The sequence below is a fragment of the Streptomyces luomodiensis genome, assembly GCF_031679605.1.
Lineage (GTDB): Bacteria > Actinomycetota > Actinomycetes > Streptomycetales > Streptomycetaceae > Streptomyces > Streptomyces luomodiensis.
In genome coordinates, this window is sequence record NZ_CP117522.1 from 3,244,126 (window position 1) to 3,260,856 (window position 16,731).

A 16,731-nucleotide genomic window follows, 5' to 3' on the forward strand; every position below is an offset into this window, starting at 1 on the left:
GAGGCTTTCGCCTGCTTCCTGGAACCGTACGAACGCCCCGGTGCACGCGGTATCCGTAAGGTGACTGCACCTGTGCACGGCTCGGGCGGCGGGCCCCCGCGCTTGTAATGTGGGCGGCAGGCGGCGGGGCGGCTCCCGTCGGGGAGAGTCACGATTCCTGGAGACTCCGTGGACGAGCACACTGCCGGCGCCGGCGCGGTCAGCGGACCGGAGCCGGACGCGGCGGAGCCGATCGTCGGCCGGGACGCGGAGCTGGCACGCCTCTTCCACGCGGTGGACTCATCGGCCGACCCGCTGCTCATGCTCGTCGGGGACGCGGGCGCGGGGAAGAGCACGCTGCTGGACGCCGTGGCGCGCCGGGCCGAGGCCCGCGGCGCTCGTGTGCTGCGTGCCCGCGGGAGCGAGTCGGAGTCGAGCCTCGCCTTCTCCGCGCTGCACCAGGTGCTGCGGCCGGTGCCGGCCGAGGTGGCCGCGCTGCCGGAGCGGCAGCGCGCGGCGCTGCACCAGGCCTTCGGTGCGGGTTCGGCCGCGGCCGAACCCGACCTCATGCTGATCGGGATCGCCGTCCTGGGCCTGCTGTCGGCCCTGGGCGAACGGCATCCGGTCCTGGTGGTGCTGGACGACGCCCAGTGGTGCGACCGGGCCTCCCTGGACGCGCTGTCCTTCGCCGCCAGACGGCTGGCGGGTGAACCGGTCACGCTGCTGGTCGGCGCCCGCGCCCAGCCGCCGGGGCTCGACCGTCGGGTACCGGTGCTCACCCTCGGCCCGCTCGACGACGCCGCGGCCAACCGCCTGCTGGACCTCCGGCCGGAGCGCCCCACCGGCAGGACCCGGGCGCGCATCCTGGACCAGGCCGGCGGCAACCCGCTGGCACTGACCGAACTGGCGAGGGCGGCCACCGAACCGACGAGCGGGGCCACCGCGCACGACGCGGCCGCCCAGCCGCCGGCCGCGGGCCCGTTGCCGCTCACCGAACACCTGGAGCGGATCTTCGCCGCCCGTCTGCACGAGCTGCCCGCCGCCACCGCGCGGGCCCTGCTGCTCCTGGCCGCGATGGACACCGAGGACTCCGCGATCGCCGCCTCGGCCGGACTCGGGCACACCGAGGACGACGCGTGGCCGCCCGCCGAGCGGGCCGGACTGGTCCGGCGGACCGGCCGGGACGTCCGGTTCCGTCATCCGCTGGTCCGGTCCGCCGTCTATCACGCCGCGCCCTTCGACGCACGGCGTACGGCCCACCTCAGGCTGGCCGAGCTGCTGCGGGACGAACCCGACCGGCGTGCCTGGCACCTCGCCGCCGCCTGCCCCGGTCCGGACGCGGCCGTGTCGGCGGAGTTGGCCGAGACCGCGGACCGGGCTCGCCGCCGTGGCGGCTACGCGGCGGCGGCCAGGGCCCTGCACCGGGCCGCGGAACTCGCGCCCCGGCGCGAGGACAGCGCCCGGCTGCTGGTCGAAGCCGCCGCCACGGCCGTGTTCACCGGCGATATCGCCTGGGTGGAGGAGCTGGCCGCCGCGGCACGGGCGCGCACCGACGACGCGGCGCTGCAGGCCGCCGCCGCGGTGCAGGTCGGGCGGCTGGCGGCGATGACCGTGCGGCACACCGCGGTCTTCGCCCGGCTCACCGACACGGCCGAGCGGCTGACGGCCGCGCAGCCCGCCACCGCGCTGGACCTGCTGGCCGGCGCCGCCGTGGTCGGCTTCTACGGTGGACGGGACAGTCAGCGGCAGCGCGTCCGGGAACTCCTGCGGCGCCTTCCCGAGGACGCGTCACCCGGCTGGCTGCGCACCTGGGTGCGGGCCGTGTCGGACCCCTTCGCCGACCGGGCCGAGCTGCTCGGTCTGCTCCCCCGGCTGGCCGCCGAGGTGGCACACCGGCCCGAGCGGCTCACCACTCTCGCGATCATGGCGTGGGTGCTGGACGAGACCCCGCGCGCGGTCCGCGCCTTCGACGAGGCGTTCGCCCGCTGGGAGCTGCGGGGGCCGCTGCCGGCGGGGCTGGGCGGCGCGGCCGCCTGGAGCTATGTGGAATGCGGGAGATGGGAACAGGCCCGCGCGGAGTGCGCCCGGGTGAGCGCGGTCGGTTCGGCGGCCGGCCTCGGCCACGCCGTGGCGTGCGCGGCCACGGTGGACGCCACCGTGCTGGCCTACCAGGGCGACGCGGCGGCGGCCCGCGCCCGCGTCGAGGACGCGCTCGCCCTGGTCGATCCGCTGGAAAGCCGCTCGGTGGCCGTCTACGCCCGGCGCGCGCTCGGCGCCGCGGCCGCCGCGGAAGGCGCGTACGAGACCGCGTACGACCAGCTCCGCATGGTCTTCACGGCGGATGGCGCTCCCGTGCACTACCACGCCTCCTACCCGGCCCTCGCGGATCTGGCCGCCGCCGCGGTGCGCGGGGGGCGACGCGAGGAGGCCGCCGCGATCGTCGAGCGCTCCGCACGCGCCCTCGCGGCGGGCGCCTCACCTCGTCTGCGCGCGCTGATCAGCCGCGCACGGGGCCTGCTGGCGGACCCCGAGGAGGCCGAACCGCACTTCCGGGCGGCCCTGGCCGACCCGGCGCTGGCGCACTGGCCCTTCGAACGCGCCCAGACCCTGCTGGATTTCGCCGAGTGGCTGCGGCGCCGGCGGCGCATCGCGGAGGCGCGGGGGCCGCTCACCGAAGCCCTGGAGACCTTCCGGCGCCTCGGCGCGCGCCCGTGGATCGAGCGCGCCCGAGCCGAATCGCGCGCCGCCGGCCTCGATGTGACGGACACGGCCCCCGACGCGATCGCCGAACTCTCCCCGCAACAGCAGCAGATCATCAGGCTGGCCGCGCGCGGGCTGACCAACCGGGAGATCGGCGAGAAGCTCTTCCTCTCCCCGCGCACGGTCAGCTCGCACCTCTACCGCAGCTTCCCCAAGCTGGGCATCACCGCCCGCTCCCAGCTGCGCGACCTCCTCGAGGGCGGCCTCGCGACGGCCGGCCGCCACGGGCCCGGGTGACGCGCCCCGAGGCCATGGGGCGTGGCCCGGTCAGGCGCGGCCCGGTCAGGCGCGGCCCGGTCTTGCGCGGCGCGGACGGCTACGCGCGGGACGGCTCGCCGGTCCGGAAGTAGTGGCCCTCGCCGAGGTCGTCGAGGAGCCCCGGCCGGGTCGGCTGCCACCCCACCAGCTCGCGGGTCAGGTCGCTGGAGGCCGATCCGTCGGCGGCCACCATGGGGGCGAGCCAGCCGAAGTGCTCGCCGGCGTCCTCGGGAGAGATGGCGGCCACGGGAAGGCCGAGGTGCCGGCCGATCGCCTCGGCGAGGGTGCGGACCGGTATCCCCTCCTCCGCGACGGCGTGCAGCGCCGATCCCGCCGGTGCCTTCTCCAGGGCGAGGCGGTACAGGTGTGCGGCGTCCAGCCGGTGCACGGCCGGCCAGCGGTTCGACCCGTCGCCGACGTAGCCGGAGACGCCCTTGGCGCGGGCGATGTCGATCAGGGTCGGGACGAAGCCTCGGTCGCCCTCGCCGTGCACCGAGGGGGCGGGGCGTACCACGGACGAGCGCACGCCGCGCGACGCCAGCGAGAGCATCGCCTGATGGGCGGCGGCTCGGGGCGTCGCCGCGGGGTCCTGCGCGTCCCGCTCGGTGGCCACCCGGCCGGGCGCGAGTCCGAGGACGCCGGTAGTGATCACGAAGGGGCGGTCGGTGCCCTCGAGCGCGCCGCCGATCGCTTCGATGGCCGCCAGATCGGTGCGGGCCGCCTCGGCGAACCGCGAGAAGTCGTGGACGAACGCGAGGTGGATGACCCCGTCGGACGCGGCGGCACCCGCGTGCAGGCTGTCGAGGTCCTCCAGGGAGCCTCGGTGCACCTCGGCCCCGGCCGCGGCGAGGGCGGCGGCGGAAGCGTCCGAGCGGGCGAGGCCGAGGACGTGGTGACCGGCGTCGATGAGTTCGGGAACGACGGCGGAGCCGATGAATCCGGACGCACCGGTGACGAAAACGCGCATGAGAGCTACTCCGGGTGAGTGGATGCCGCCCCGCGCACACCTGTGGCGAGGACAGTCATGTCAGTGACTGTTATCAACAGTACCACCACCCATGACAGTGCCTGTCATCACGTAGGATGCGCGGTATGGGTCGATGGGAGCCGAACGCACGTGGCCGGCTGGCGCAGGCGGCGCTGGAGCTGTACATCGAGCACGGCTTCGAGCAGACGACGGTTGCCAAGATCACCGAACGGGCGGGACTGACGGAACGCACCTTCTTCCGGCACTTCGCCGACAAACGCGAGGTCCTGTTCGCCGGTACGGGCACGATGCTGGACCACTGCGTGAGCGCCGTCGCCGAGGCCCCCGACGCCGCGACACCGATGGAGATGATCGCCGCGGCCCTGGACGCCATGGCAACCGAGTTCCAGGGACGCGCCGAACTCATCCGGCAGCGCCAGGCCGTCATCGAGGCCCACCCCGAGCTGCGGGAACGGGAGCTGATCAAGCTCGCGACCTGGGCCGCGGCGCTCACCGACGCGATGCGCCGGCGCGGCGTGGACGCACTGACCGCCCACCTGACCGCCGAAACCGGGATCGCCGTGCTCAAGGTGGCGTTCGCCCGCTGGATCACGGAAGCGGAATCCGGTCAGCGGCCCCTGGCCCAGCTCATCGGGGAATGCCTGGACAGGCTCGGCACCGTGACCGCGAGCCGCTGACCGTACGCCGACGGCGCCCCGATGACCGCACGCCGACGGCCCGGAAGACCGTACGCCGACGGCCCGGAAGACCGTACGCCGACGGCCCGGAAGACCGTAACGCCGACGCCCCCGATGACCGTAAACGCCGACGGCCTGGGCAGCTCGTCGCTGCCCAGGCCGGTCGATGTCGCCGCGATGACCAGGCCGGCTCAGCCGTCCCGCACCGTGGTCCGGGCCAGCGGCAGCCCCGCCGTCTCGCGGAAGGAGAACAGCACCACCAGCGCCGAGACGACCGCCAGGGCCATCAGGTAGAACCCGGGCGCGAGCGGTGTGCCCGCGAGGGTGACCAGTCCGGTCGCCACGAACGGCGCCGTCCCGCCGAACAGCACGTACGCCGCCGTGCAGCCAAGCGCCGAACCGCTCGCGCGCAGCTGCCCGGGGAACATCTCCACCATGGCCGGCACGTTGGAGGTGCCGATCACCGCCACCAGCACCGCCAGCACCGAGGTGCCCACCAGCGCGCCGGCCAGTGAGGTGCCGATCAGCCAGAACGCGGGCAGGGTCGCCACGGCGAAGCCCCCGCACGCGGTGAGCAGCATCGGCCGCCGCCCGAAGCGGTCGCTGGCCGCCGCCATCAGCGGACAGGCGGCGCTGTACGCCAGCATCGCCACACACCCGGTCAGCATGGACTGAGCCTTGGTGTAGCCGATCTCCTCCGACATGTACGCGATGAGGTAGCTGCTCATCAGGTAGTAGCCGACCGCGTTGGTGATGCTGTAGCCGAACAGCGTCAGCACCTGCCGCCGGCACACCCGCCAGGCGTCCCGGATCGGGGCGTCGCGCACCGCCTCGCGCCGCTCCATGGCCCGGAAGACAGGCGTGTCCTCGATCCGGCCGCGCAGGTACAGGCCGATCAGACCGAGCGGCCCGGCCAGCAGGAACGGGATGCGCCAGCCCCAGCTGCGCAGCGCCTCGTCCTCCAGCGACCAGGTGATGAGCAGCCCGGTCAGCGACCCGGCCACCGCCGCGAGCCCCACGGTCAGCGCGACCACGCTGGCGTACCGGGCCCGGCGGCCCTCGGGCGCGTACTCCATGATGAAGGCCGAGGCGCCGGTGTACTCGCCGCCGGTGGAGAAGCCCTGCACCGCGCGGAGCAGGAACAGCAGCACCGGGGCGACGATGCCGAGCGTGGCGTAGCTCGGCATCAGGCCGATGAGCAGGGTCGAGCCGCTCATGCACAGCACGCTCAGCGCCAGCATCCGGTTGCGGCCGATGCGGTCGCCGTAGCGGCCGAAGAACACCGCGCCGATGGGCCGGGCCACGAACCCGCCGGCGAACACCGCCCAGGTGGCCAGCAGCGCCGCCGTCTTGTCGTACTGCGGGAAGAACAGGCCGGCGATGGTCGCCGACATCACCGCGTAGGCGCCGGAGTCGAACCACTCCACGAAATTGCCGATGGCGGTCGCCAGGGCCACCTTGCGCCGCTCGGCGGACGTGGCCGCCTCCTCGGGGGCGGCCGCGGGGGCCGGGGTGGTCGCGGCTCCCGGCGCGGTGGCCGCGCCGTTGACGTCGTGTCCGGTCACCTCGGTCCGTCCTTCCGGCTCGTCGCGCCCGCGTCGGGGGCGGGGGTGGGGGTGGGGCTGGTCGGCTCGGCGTCGCGGGCGCGCAGCGCGGCCCGCTGGATCTTCCCGGTGGCCGAACGGGGCAGTTCGCCGATGAACTCGATCAGCCGCGGATAGGCGAAGCGGGAGTGGTCCCGCTTCGCGTGCTCGGCGATCTCCCGGGCCAGCGCGTCGGACGGCCGGTACCCGGGGGCCAACTCGATCCACGCCTTGACCGCCTGGCCGCGCACCGGGTCGGGCACGCCCACCACACCGGCGTCGGCGACGGCGGGGTGGGTGCGCAGGACCGCCTCCACTTCGTACGGACCGACACGGTACCCGGAGGTCTTGATCACGTCGTCGGTGCGGCCCAGGAACCAGAAGTAGCCGTCCGCGTCGCGCACCGCCTGGTCCTTGGTGCGGTACCACGGCCCGCCGAAGGTCTCCGCGGACGCCTCGGGCCGCTCCCAGTACCCGAGCGGGAACTGCGGGTTCGACCGGGCGCGCAGGCAGATCTCACCGGGCTCGCCGTCCGGGACCTCGGTGCCGGACTCGTCCAGCAGGGCCACGTCCCAGCCGGGCAGCGGGCGACCCATCGAACCGGGCTTGACCGGCACGCCGGGGAAGTTGCCGAGCAGCGGGTAGGACTCGGTGGAGCCGTAGTAGTCGAGCGGGGTGACGCCGAACTGGTCGCGGAACCAGGTGATGAGGTCCTCGGTCAGCGGCTCGTTGGAGCAGCACACCACGCGCAGCGCCTGCGGGTGGCGGGTGCCCGCGTCCGGCACCTCCTGCCGCATCTTGCGCAGGAAGGTGGGGTTCACCAGGGCGGTGGTGACCTTGTTGCGGGACATGCTGGCGAGCAGGCCCGCCGGGTCGAAACCGGCGGCCGGCCGGTACACCAGGTGCACCGCGCCCGCCCGCAGTGGGCCCATCAGCTTCGCCATCGACCAGGCCCAGTCGCCCGCGCCGTAGAACACGTCGCCGGGCCGCAGGTCGTGGCAGTAGCGGAACTCGTTGTGGCCCAGCAGGGTGCGGTGGGCGTGCACGATGCCCTTGGCGGCCCCGGTGGTGCCCGAGGTGTAGAAGATCAGCGCCGGGTCGTCGGGGGCCGTGTCGACGGTGGTGAACTCCGGCGCGAGCGCCCCGATCGCGGGGTCGTCCACGTCGACGAAGGTGCCGTCGAAACCGGCCGCGCGGTGCGCGGCGGCGGCCTCGGTCACCAGGACCGAGGCACCGGAGTCGGCGAGCCGGTAGCGGATCGGCTCGTCCGCCCACAGCAGCGACATCGTCACCAGGATCGCCCCGGTGCGCAGCACGCCGAGATAGGTGGCCGGGGTGTCGGGCCGCTGCGGCAGCAGGACGGCGACCCGGTCGCCCTTGCGCACCCCGAGGGCGTGCAGATGCGCGGCGACCTGCCGGGAACGGTCCTGGATCCGCTGCCAGCGGACCTCCTCACGGTGGCCGGTGTGGTCCTCGAAGACGAGGGCGAGCCGGTCGCCGGGGTGCCGGTCGGCCACGTCGGCGGCCATGTTGTACCGCTCGGGAACCTCCCACCGGTGGTTGTCGACGAGGCCGCGGTAGGCGGCCTCGGCGTCCTGGGTGTCCTGGGTATCCCGGATGTCCTGGGTGTCCTGGACGTCCTGGGCGGGATCGGCGGCGGTGACGCCGGTGGACATGGCGAGTCCTCCTCGTGGCGCGGGAACGGGATGTCGGGGGGCGGCGGGGATGCCGGGGGACGGGGATGCCGGGGGACGGGGATGCCGGGGCGGCGGTGAGCGGAGGCGATCAGCGGCGGCGGCCGGCCAGGAAGCGGGCCATCTCACGCTGCGGCTCCCCGGTGGCGTACGCGGCCACATGGACCTTCTTGGCGGCCTCGATCGCCTCGTCGAGCCCGGCGTCGTCCAGTTCGCGCAGCCGGCCCTTGGTGAGCGCGACCGCGCCGGGCGGGAGCTGGGCCAGCCGGGATGCCTCGCCGAGGGCCTCCTCCTTGACCCGGTCCTCGTCGACCAGGCGGTTCAGCAGCCCGAGCCGCAGCGCCTCGGCGCCGTCCACGAGCCGTCCGGTGAGGGCGAATTCGGCGGTCTTCGCCCGGCCGAGGATGCCGCGCATCGCCCAGATGCCGGTGATGCTGGGGATGCCGGACAGCACCTCGGGCTGGCCCATGCGCACGCCCGGGTGGCCGATCCGCAGGTCGGCGAGGAGGGCGAACTGGAAGCCGGAACCGGCCGCGACCCCGTTCACGGCGGCGACGACCGGCTTGTCCAGGGCGCGTACGGCACGGAACAGCCGGCCGAAGTCGTCGATCCACTCCTCGGCGGCGGTGTGGTCCTCGGCGTCGATCGCGGCGGTCTCCGCGAGGTCCTGCCCGGCGCAGAACGCCCGGCCGGTGCCGGTCAGCACGACCGCCCGGCACCGGTCGTCGGCGCCGGCGGCGGCCAGCGCGGCGACGAGTTCGGCGCGCGTCGCGGCGGTCCAGGCGTTGAGTTTCTCCGGGCGGTTGAGCGCCACCTCGACGACGTGGCGGCCGTCGTGGGCGGCGTCGGCCGTTTCCTCCGTCTCGCTCGTGGTGACCGGGTGACGGGTGACGACGACAGTGCTGGACGCGGACATGACGGCGTTCCTTCCTGGGGCGGGGACGGACGGCCCGGTGGCGCGCGGGACACCGGCGCGCCGGGCCGGAGGGTGACGGGGAGGGGGATGACGGGGAGGGGGCCGGGAGTGGGCCTCCCGTGGCCAGTCATGGAAACAGCCGGGGATGTGAGCTGGCTAACACCAATCGGGACTGCCCGCGATATCACAGCGATATGGTGCGGCCATGGAGCTCCGCCATCTGCGCTACTTCGCCGTCCTCGCCGAGGAACTCCACTTCGGACGGGCCGCGGAACGCCTGCACATGGCCCAGCCCCCGCTCTCCCAGCGCATCCGGGACCTCGAGCGCGAGCTGGGGGTGCGGCTGTTCGACCGCACCCGGCCCCGCATCCAGCTGACCGAGGCGGGCGCGCTGCTGCTGGAACACACCCGCCCGGTGCTGGCCGGGGTGGACACGGCCCGCGAGGCGATGCGCCGTCTGCGGCCCGGCGAGGCCGGGATGCTGCGGGTCGGCGTACCGCCGGACACCCGGCCGCCGGTGCTGCGCACACTCACCGCGGGCTTCGCCCGGCGGGTCCCCGACGTCCTGATCGACCTGCACGAACTGACCACCGACGAGCAGTTGGTGCGGCTGCGGGAGGGCGAACTGGACGCGGGGGTGGTACGGCACCCCTCGGACACGGTGGGCCTGGAGTCGGGTCCCGTACTACGGCGCGAACTCGGCGTAGTACTGCCCGCCGACCACCCCTCGGCACACCCGGCCGATCCCCCCTCGGCACACCCCGCCGACCACCCCTCGGCACCCGGCGGGGCGCCGGTGCGACTGCGGGATCTCGACGGCGCGTCCCTGGTCATCTTCCCGCGGGTGATGGCCCCGCGCCTGTACGACCACCTGCTGCTGGTGTGCCGGGACGCCGGTTTCCTGCCGGGCGCCATCCGGCACGCCCGCAATCCGGACTTCGTCCACGGCCTGGTCCTGGCCGGCCGAGGGGTGCACCTGAACGAGGCACCGACCGCGCCACTGCCCGAGGGACTGGTGTGGCGCCCGCTGGACAACTTCTCACTGGCCTGGCTGACCTCGGTGGTATGGGTGCCGACCCGCCACAACGAGGCGATCGCCGCGTTCGCCGACGCGGTCCACGAAAGCCTCACCGAAGCGGGACACCGTCCACACGATCGCCCGCACGACCGTCCTTGAGACGTCCGCGTACGACTCACTCATCGGCATGCTCCGTTGCCGTGCGTTCCCGGCGATCACGCGTCTCGGCGTCGGGCGGCACCCAGGCGTCCGGTGGCCAGGGCCGCCAGGAGGGCGATGGCGGCGGCCAGGGCGAGGCTGACCCGCAGCCCGTGCTGGAATCCGGCCGGGGCGGAGATCAGGGCGCCGAAGACGGCGACGGCCAGGGCGCCGCCGATCTGGCGGCTGGTGTTGAAGACCCCGCCGGCGGTGCCGGTCTGCCCGGCGGGCACGTGCTCCAGCAGCAGCGCGGTGGTCGGGGGCATCACCAGCGGGCCGGCCATGCCCACGGGGATCAGCAGCAGCGCGCTCGCCCACACCGGCACCGAGGCGGGTACCAGCGCGAGGGCGATCGAGCCGGCCGCGATCGGCGGCGTCTCGGAGGAGATCCGGGACAGCCTCGCCGCCGCCCTCCAGCTCGACGACGTCGAGCGCGCCCACCTGGCCGCCCTCATCCGCGCCGCGAACGCCCCGCACCGCCCCGCCGACCGCGACGGCGGCACTCACACCTACGGGACAGTCTCCAGCAGATCCTCGACGCCATGACCGGTGCCGCCGCGTTCGTACGCAACGCCCACCTCGACGTCCTCGCCACCAATCGGCTCGCCCGCGCCCTGTACGAAGAAGCACTCGCCACCGACGACCAGCCGTCGAACCTGGCCCGCTTCGTCTTCCTCGACCCCCGGGCCCGCCGCTTCTACCGCGGCTGGGACGGCATCGCCCACGATGCCGTCGGCAGTCTGCGCGCTGAGGCCGCCCGCACACCGGGCAACACCGACCTCGCCGACCTCATCGACGAGCTCACGACCCACAGCGACGAGTTCGCCCTGCGCTGGGACGCACACGACGTCGAGTACTACCGCAGCGGACAGCAACGCTTCCACCATCCCGCCATCGGCGACCTCGACCTCGACTACGACGCCCTCGAAATCCCCGCCGACCCCGGCCTGACGATCGTCACCTACACCCTCGCCGCCACCTCGCCGCACGCCCCCGCGTTCCTCCGGCTTCAGCAGCGCAGCTGATACCAGCCCGGCACCGGCCCCGAGAAACGACACACGCGTGTGCACCTAGAGTTGCGAAGCCCCTCCGTCGACAGGGAACTCCGCTCCCGTCGAGAAGGTCGCATCGAACGCCAAGTACGCCACCGAGGCGGCCACTTCCTCGGACGTCCCCAGCCGCTGCATCGGGTTGGTGCTCCGGTAGGTGTCCTTGATCGTCTCGATGACGTCGGCGGGCACGGAGCGGTCCAGGATGCCCGAGTCGATCGGGCCGGGGCTCACGGCATTGACGCGCACCTTGCGCGGCAGCAGTTCGCGGGCCAGGGTGCGCGTCATCGACCGCAGGGCTGCCTTGCTCGCCGAGTAGACACTGAGCGCGTCGAGGCCCAGGACGTTCACCACCGAGGTGGTGAGGACCACGCCGCTTCCCTCGCGCAACAGCGGCGCCAATGCCTGCACCGTGAAGTACGGGCCCTTGGCGTTGATGTCGAACAGCTCGTCGTACATCTCCTCCGTCGTCGAATCGAACGGCGCGGACGCGGTGACACCGGCGTTGACGAACAGCGCGTCCACCGCGCCGAACCGCTCCTGGACCGTGTCGGCCAGCGCCTTGATGTCCTTCAGGGACGCGGCGTCGCTGCGGACGGCGATCGCCTTGTCCCCCAACTGCTCCAGCGCGGCGTCCAGGGTGGACCGGGTGCGGCCGGTGATCAGCACGTGCGCCCCACCGTCCGCGAACAACCGGGCCGTCGTCAGGCCCAAACCGCTGCTTCCACCCGTGATCACGATCTTCTTGCCGTCATAAGTGGTCATGCCCCCAACCCAAATGCCCACCCGCCCAGCCTGTCCAAGACCTGTTCCGTAAGCCGTCATGTCCCAGGCGTATGACCACACGTACCCTGGGCGAATGGACGTCGATCTGCGGCTCGTGCGCTATTTCACGGTCGTGGCGGAGTTCGGCAACTTCGGCCGGGCCGCCACCAGGCTGCACCTGGCGCAGCCGTCGCTGAGCCGCCAGATCCAGCGACTGGAGGCTCAGCTCGGCGTCCGGCTCTTCGACCGCTCGCCGCACGGCAGCAGCCTCACCGACGCCGGTCAGGCATTCCTTCCCAGGGCCCGGATACTGCTCCAAGAGGCCGAGCAAGCCGCTCGCACGGCCAGAGCCGCCGTCCAGCCCCGTACTGTCACCATCGGCTGCGCCGAAGGACTGGTCATCACCGCCTGTGTGCAGGAACTGCGCCGCCGGCACCCTGACAGCCAGGTCCGCACCCGGCACCTCGGCTGGCGGGACACGAGCGCCCTCGCCGAGGGGCGGGTCGACGCCCTCCTCGCGTACCGGCCCCTGCCCTTCCCCACGGACGGCTTCCGGGTGACCAAGCTCCATGAGGAGTCGCGGGTGCTCGTCACGTCGGCGAGTCATCATCTGGCGCACGAGAAAGCCGTCAGCCTGCGGGCCCTGTCGGACGAGGAACTGGTGGCCTGCGTCAGCACTCCGGTCGTCTGGAGCACGCCCAAGCCCATCGGCGACCGCCCTGCACCACCCCCGCCCGCGAGCGACGACAGCTACGAGGACAAGCTGGAACTCATCGCCACCGGCCACTGTGTCGCGCTCTTCCCCGCCGGCGATCGACGCGCCGCCGTGCGCGAGGACATCGCCCTGGTGCCGGTCATCGACATCGACCCCTGCGAGGTCGTACTCGTCACACGCGCCGACGACCCCAACCCACTGCTCGGATCACTGGAAGACGCCGCACGTACCTTGCTCGCCCCAGCCTCCCGACGGGAGAACCACGAACTGCCGGTCAACTGACGAACCCGTACAGCCGAGGCACGCCCTGGATGTGAGGGGTTCGGCCTGAAGTCTTGTCGGCGGACAAGATCACCGGATGCCTCCGGAGCTCGGGAAGCGCGCGCCAGCCACTCGCCCGTTTCGATGTCAGGTGTTCTCACCGGGTCAACGCGAGCAGCTCATCGATCACCGGCCCCTCACCACCGTTACCGAGGTGGGCGATGGCCGCGAACGGGGCGATCACCTGGCTCCAGGCATGGAGCCGGTCGCCATCGAGCCCGCACGCCGCCGCCACGCGCGCGCAGCGGGTCTCGACGCCCTCCAGCCCGGCACCGGCCACGACGTAATCCACAGCGTCGAAGCACGGATCACCCATACATGCCTTCGGATCGATGGCCATCAGACCGCGCTCCGCGCCGCCGTCGAGCACGTTGCCCAGGTGCAGGTCACCGTGGAGCAACACGGTTGTCGCTTCCGTGTCCAGCAGCCGCTCGCACCGCTGGATGGCCCTGTCCCACGCGGTGACGTCCATCCGTGCACTGATCGCAGGCTCGGACAGCCGCCTGCCGACCCGGGCGAAGGCCTCCTCGCACCGGCCGCGCAGCACACGCGGCGGCCACGGAGGCGGAGCGACCCCGTGCAACGCGGCGAGCAGGTCCGACCACTGCCCCGGAAGCGAAGCAGCGGACATGTCCTCCGCCGGCGTTCCGGGCACGATCTCCTCCAGCACCATGGCACCCGCGTCCTCGTCGACGGCCAGCACAGAGGGCACCCGGCCCGAGGCAGCGAACCACCCCAGCATTCCGACCTGCTCGGCCAGAAGAGCTCGCTCCGGACTGATTTTCAGCACCGCAGGCGTGCCGTCGGGCCAACGGCACCGCAACGCAAGCGATGAAGCACCGTCCGGGAGGGACTCACCGAGCGAAAGTCCCCACTGGGACGTCAGCCGCGCGATGAGATCCGGCGTGTCAGCGCACCATTCGGCAACCTGGGGACCGAATCGACGTACCAACCGCGTAGTGACGCTCTCCACATCCACCAGCAGCCGTTTCACACGGGTCAGTGTGCCGCTCGCGCGATCTTTGTCCACCGCTTTTCCACCGCTCGCCGTGAACGCGAGCCAACGAGCGCATCCGACCAGATCACGTGAGACAGGCTCATGGTCCGTGCACCGCAGCCACGAGCGCAGCAATCCGTATGTTCCGCAGGAACTCGTCGTTGTTGTCCACCCGATCGACGCTATGGCGCCTGTCGGACAGCTTGCTCCGGGGACGGGGCGCCTTCGAGCCGTTCGGGGCTGAGCACGGTCTGCTTCTCGCACCACAGCCTCGGGGATCTGCACGTCGCAGTCCAGGACGCTGTCCATCATCAGAGGAACAGGCGCGACGTCGGTGATCGCCCGCATCCGTTTGGAGGCATCGGCCTGCGGATGCCGTGGGAGAGGGCAATCGCGGCTGGCCAACGTCTGCCGGATGGCGTGGAGCCGCCGTACGAGGCCGGAGACCTCCGGGATCGTGTGCGCGTCGGCGGCGTCCAACTCGGCGCACAGGTGCTCGAAGGCGTCCACGGTGGTCGACGGAGCCCAGAGGCTGCTGATCAGCATGCCTTGTTCGAGCAGGCCGCCGAGAACGGTATCGATCTGCTGCGCGGACGCGTGGGGGAACTGGTCGGCGAGCAGGGTGCGCAGTTCGCCGTACCGGATCCGGGTCTCCGCAGCCAGAAGAGCCGCTGCGACCGGGCGGGTATGGCCCACGGAGACCTCCAGCGGGGCCAGGAGCGTCGCACGCCCGTCGGCCGGTCTGCCTGGGGCCACCCACCACGCACCACGTGCGTGACCGGTGTTGTTGGTGACGACGCGCAACCGGTCCAGGAGCGACGAACACCGCTCCGGGCGGGCTACGACGTCGCTGATCCATTCCGCGTCGGCCCGTACCGACACCGCGTCCGCGCTGCCCCAGCGGACTTTCGGGATGGCGCCGACCCTCAAAGGCGCTGTCCCGGCGAACAGGCCGAACGGCGTGGGGCGTCCGGACCAGCGCAACAGGTACGACAGTACGGGGAGAATGACGCGGCGGCTGCGGCGCGGATCCGGCTGCGCTGCGGTCAGCGTGCTCGTCACCTGCTCGGCCAGTACAGGACTGGCTGCTGACAGCGCGGTCTTCACGTCTCCCTGTCGCCAGATATCGGACAACCACGCGCGGGCGCGTCCAAGGCCCCCTCAGTGAGCAAGTCCAGGTCTTTCGGCAGGTCTTCTGCTGGGGGCCTGGCCCCGGTGGTGGCGCGCAGCATCGCGCCGGTCTGCCACCCGTAGCGGACTGGTGGTGCAGCCATCGCTCGCCCTTCCCTTCGAGCAGCGGGTCGGCCGACGGTGCTGGGGCGCCTCTGCACCGGCGCCCCAGCAACCGGGCCGTTAGGCCGGGTCCTCGATGAAGCTGTTGCAGGCGCTGGCGCCGTTCGCGCAGGTACTGCCGCAGCCGTCATTCGTGCTGCACATCAACTTGCCGTTCGGGTGGGCGGCCACGACCACGCGCACGTTCAGTGCGAACTCCTTCGTGAGTTGAGTGGTGCGGGCGCCTAGCTCTCGACGGTGGTCTCCACCGAGTGCCAGGACAAGGTGACCCGGCTGTGCACCTTGTCGATGACGCGCTCTCCAGGGAGCTGGTCGTCGGGCGTGCCGGCCGGGAAGACACTGATCTTCGGACCCGGGCCACCGCGGTGTTCCTTCGCCCAGGTGCGCACGTGCTCGGTCACCGTCTGGGCGAGCTTCTGACGGGTCGGCCCGAAGGCGTGGACGCCGTACTCGACGTGCTCGTCGTCTTCGGTCCGGCGTGTGGTGAGGTACGCGAAGCTGTCCCCCTCGACGGTGGCCAGGGAGAAGTACCGGTTGCTGGGCGCCACCAGGCCGGTGTCCAAGTCGGGGTCTACCGCCATGACGCAAAAACCGTCCAGGACGGTCGCCAGGTACATCTGCAGGGTGTCCACGTGCTCCTGAAGACCAACCGTGACCGAGGTCCACATCTCCTCGCGCACGGTAAGGACTGCGTTGTCCAGTTGACTTGGGTCCGCGGGCAGCCCGTCATCGAAGCGGAGACCGATCTCGTCGGTGCCGGCGACCAGCAGCAGTTCCTCCTGATGCGCGGCGGCACCCTGCATCGGCACGAAGCCGCACACCCTCGCCGAGCTGCTCTCCAGGTGGTCGCCCACGCGCTTGAAGTCGATGGTGCGCGTCAGCCCGCGCATCCGCAGAGGCACGACCAGACGCCCGCCGTCGGTCAGCTCCTCTCGCCAGCCAGGCAGGATGTCCCATGCCCCGGCGGTGACGATGATGCGGTCGTACGGCCCGCGCCCGGGAAAATCCTCGGCGGCGTCGGCGAGCACGACGTTGACCTGGGGGTAGCCGTTCTCCACAAGCAAGCGGGTGGCACGCTCGGTGACCTCGGGGTCGATGTCCACCGTCGTGACCGTGCCGGACTCGCCGACCAGCTCTGCCAGGTACGCCGCATTCAAACCGCCCGAGCCGATCTCCAGCACGTTCATGCCCGGCTTGACCGCGGCCTGCTCCAGCATCATCCCTTGGATCTGTGGCGCGCTGACCGAGCTGATGCTGACGCCGTGCTCGTCCTTCTTCGTTACGACAGCGCCGTAGGCGTTGTACGCCTCCTCCAGAGAGGCGCCCGGCGTGAACGCGTGCCGGGGCACGCGCCGCATGACCTCCTCGACCTCGGGAGTGGTCAGCCATCCCTTGCTGGTGAGTTCGTCCACCACATCGTTGCGCAGCCGATCCGCATCACTACGCTCAGTGGTCGCGGGAGTCATGGGCGAGTCCTTCCGATAGTTCAGGGGGTGCCTCAGCCTGCTATGTCGACCGCT

15 protein-coding genes and 1 pseudogene are annotated in these 16,731 nt (G+C 72.3%); 6 read left to right on the top strand and 10 right to left on the bottom strand.

Annotated features, from left to right (window positions below):
- The first annotated feature begins 168 nt into the window (after positions 1 to 168).
- Positions 169 to 2,976, top strand: a complete 2,808-nt coding sequence (locus tag PS467_RS14020) for a helix-turn-helix transcriptional regulator (protein ID WP_311035565.1) — start codon at positions 169 to 171, stop codon at positions 2,974 to 2,976.
- Positions 2,977 to 3,055: 79 nt separating this feature from the next.
- Here the strand turns inward: PS467_RS14020 and PS467_RS14025 are convergent, their stop codons facing one another.
- The gene (locus PS467_RS14025) at positions 3,056 to 3,964 is read right to left on the bottom strand and encodes an SDR family oxidoreductase (protein ID WP_311035566.1); all 909 of its coding nucleotides are present in this window, start codon (positions 3,962 to 3,964) and stop codon (positions 3,056 to 3,058) included.
- Positions 3,965 to 4,089: 125 nt separating this feature from the next.
- Between PS467_RS14025 and PS467_RS14030 the strand changes: the two genes are divergently transcribed.
- The gene (locus PS467_RS14030; RefSeq protein ID WP_311035567.1) at positions 4,090 to 4,662 is read left to right on the top strand and encodes a TetR/AcrR family transcriptional regulator; all 573 of its coding nucleotides are present in this window, start codon (positions 4,090 to 4,092) and stop codon (positions 4,660 to 4,662) included.
- 191 nt (positions 4,663 to 4,853) lie between these two features.
- Here the strand turns inward: PS467_RS14030 and PS467_RS14035 are convergent, their stop codons facing one another.
- The 3 genes from PS467_RS14035 to PS467_RS14045 form a co-directional block, all read right to left on the bottom strand.
- Positions 4,854 to 6,227 carry an MFS transporter gene (locus PS467_RS14035; protein ID WP_311035568.1) on the bottom strand — a complete coding sequence of 458 codons (1,374 nt, stop codon included), beginning with the start codon at positions 6,225 to 6,227 and terminating at the stop codon, positions 4,854 to 4,856.
- On the bottom strand, positions 6,224 to 7,921 hold the full coding sequence (locus PS467_RS14040; RefSeq protein WP_311035569.1) for an acetate--CoA ligase: 1,698 nt from the start codon (positions 7,919 to 7,921) through the stop codon (positions 6,224 to 6,226). Before PS467_RS14040 ends, PS467_RS14035 begins: the two co-directional genes overlap by 4 nt.
- 109 nt (positions 7,922 to 8,030) lie before the next feature.
- On the bottom strand, positions 8,031 to 8,855 hold the full coding sequence (locus PS467_RS14045) for an enoyl-CoA hydratase/isomerase family protein (protein ID WP_268971846.1): 825 nt from the start codon (positions 8,853 to 8,855) through the stop codon (positions 8,031 to 8,033).
- Positions 8,856 to 9,060: 205 nt separating this feature from the next.
- Here PS467_RS14045 and PS467_RS14050 point away from each other — a divergent pair, with 205 nt between their 5' ends.
- Complete coding sequence (locus PS467_RS14050; RefSeq protein ID WP_311035570.1) at positions 9,061 to 10,032, top strand: LysR substrate-binding domain-containing protein; 972 nt, start codon at positions 9,061 to 9,063, stop codon at positions 10,030 to 10,032.
- Positions 10,033 to 10,088: 56 nt separating this feature from the next.
- Here PS467_RS14050 and PS467_RS14055 read toward each other — a convergent pair whose 3' ends face one another.
- The gene (locus tag PS467_RS14055; RefSeq protein WP_311035571.1) at positions 10,089 to 10,397 is read right to left on the bottom strand and encodes a hypothetical protein; all 309 of its coding nucleotides are present in this window, start codon (positions 10,395 to 10,397) and stop codon (positions 10,089 to 10,091) included.
- On the opposite strand from PS467_RS14055, the gene PS467_RS14060 reads away from it, so the two are divergent.
- On the top strand, positions 10,354 to 10,617 hold the full coding sequence (locus PS467_RS14060; protein ID WP_311035572.1) for a hypothetical protein: 264 nt from the start codon (positions 10,354 to 10,356) through the stop codon (positions 10,615 to 10,617). The genes PS467_RS14055 and PS467_RS14060 overlap by 44 nt on opposite strands.
- Complete coding sequence (locus PS467_RS14065) at positions 10,614 to 11,096, top strand: MmyB family transcriptional regulator (protein WP_311035573.1); 483 nt, start codon at positions 10,614 to 10,616, stop codon at positions 11,094 to 11,096. The genes PS467_RS14060 and PS467_RS14065 overlap by 4 nt, the downstream gene beginning before the upstream one ends.
- Before the next feature lie 45 nt (positions 11,097 to 11,141).
- Here PS467_RS14065 and PS467_RS14070 read toward each other — a convergent pair whose 3' ends face one another.
- Positions 11,142 to 11,885: an SDR family oxidoreductase gene (locus PS467_RS14070; RefSeq protein ID WP_311035574.1), complete on the bottom strand. Its 744-nt coding sequence runs from the start codon at positions 11,883 to 11,885 to the stop codon at positions 11,142 to 11,144.
- A 94-nt stretch (positions 11,886 to 11,979) separates the two neighbouring features.
- Here PS467_RS14070 and PS467_RS14075 point away from each other — a divergent pair, with 94 nt between their 5' ends.
- On the top strand, positions 11,980 to 12,882 hold the full coding sequence (locus tag PS467_RS14075) for a LysR family transcriptional regulator (protein ID WP_311035575.1): 903 nt from the start codon (positions 11,980 to 11,982) through the stop codon (positions 12,880 to 12,882).
- Between the two features lie 136 nt (positions 12,883 to 13,018).
- Here the strand turns inward: PS467_RS14075 and PS467_RS14080 are convergent, their stop codons facing one another.
- The 4 genes and pseudogenes from PS467_RS14080 to fxlM all read right to left on the bottom strand — a co-directional run bounded on the left by PS467_RS14080 (position 13,019) and on the right by fxlM (position 16,677).
- Positions 13,019 to 13,894: an aminoglycoside phosphotransferase family protein gene (locus PS467_RS14080; protein WP_311039849.1), complete on the bottom strand. Its 876-nt coding sequence runs from the start codon at positions 13,892 to 13,894 to the stop codon at positions 13,019 to 13,021.
- A gap of 279 nt (positions 13,895 to 14,173) precedes the next feature.
- Positions 14,174 to 15,025: pseudogene (locus PS467_RS14085) on the bottom strand (lantibiotic dehydratase); the annotation flags it as partial.
- 246 nt (positions 15,026 to 15,271) lie between these two features.
- Positions 15,272 to 15,394, bottom strand: coding sequence for an FxLD family lanthipeptide (gene fxlA, locus PS467_RS42120; protein WP_432280580.1), 123 nt, complete (start codon positions 15,392 to 15,394; stop codon positions 15,272 to 15,274).
- A 41-nt stretch (positions 15,395 to 15,435) separates the two neighbouring features.
- Positions 15,436 to 16,677: a methyltransferase, FxLD system gene (gene fxlM, locus PS467_RS14095; RefSeq protein WP_311035576.1), complete on the bottom strand. Its 1,242-nt coding sequence runs from the start codon at positions 16,675 to 16,677 to the stop codon at positions 15,436 to 15,438.
- Between the last annotated feature and the right edge of the window lie 54 nt (positions 16,678 to 16,731).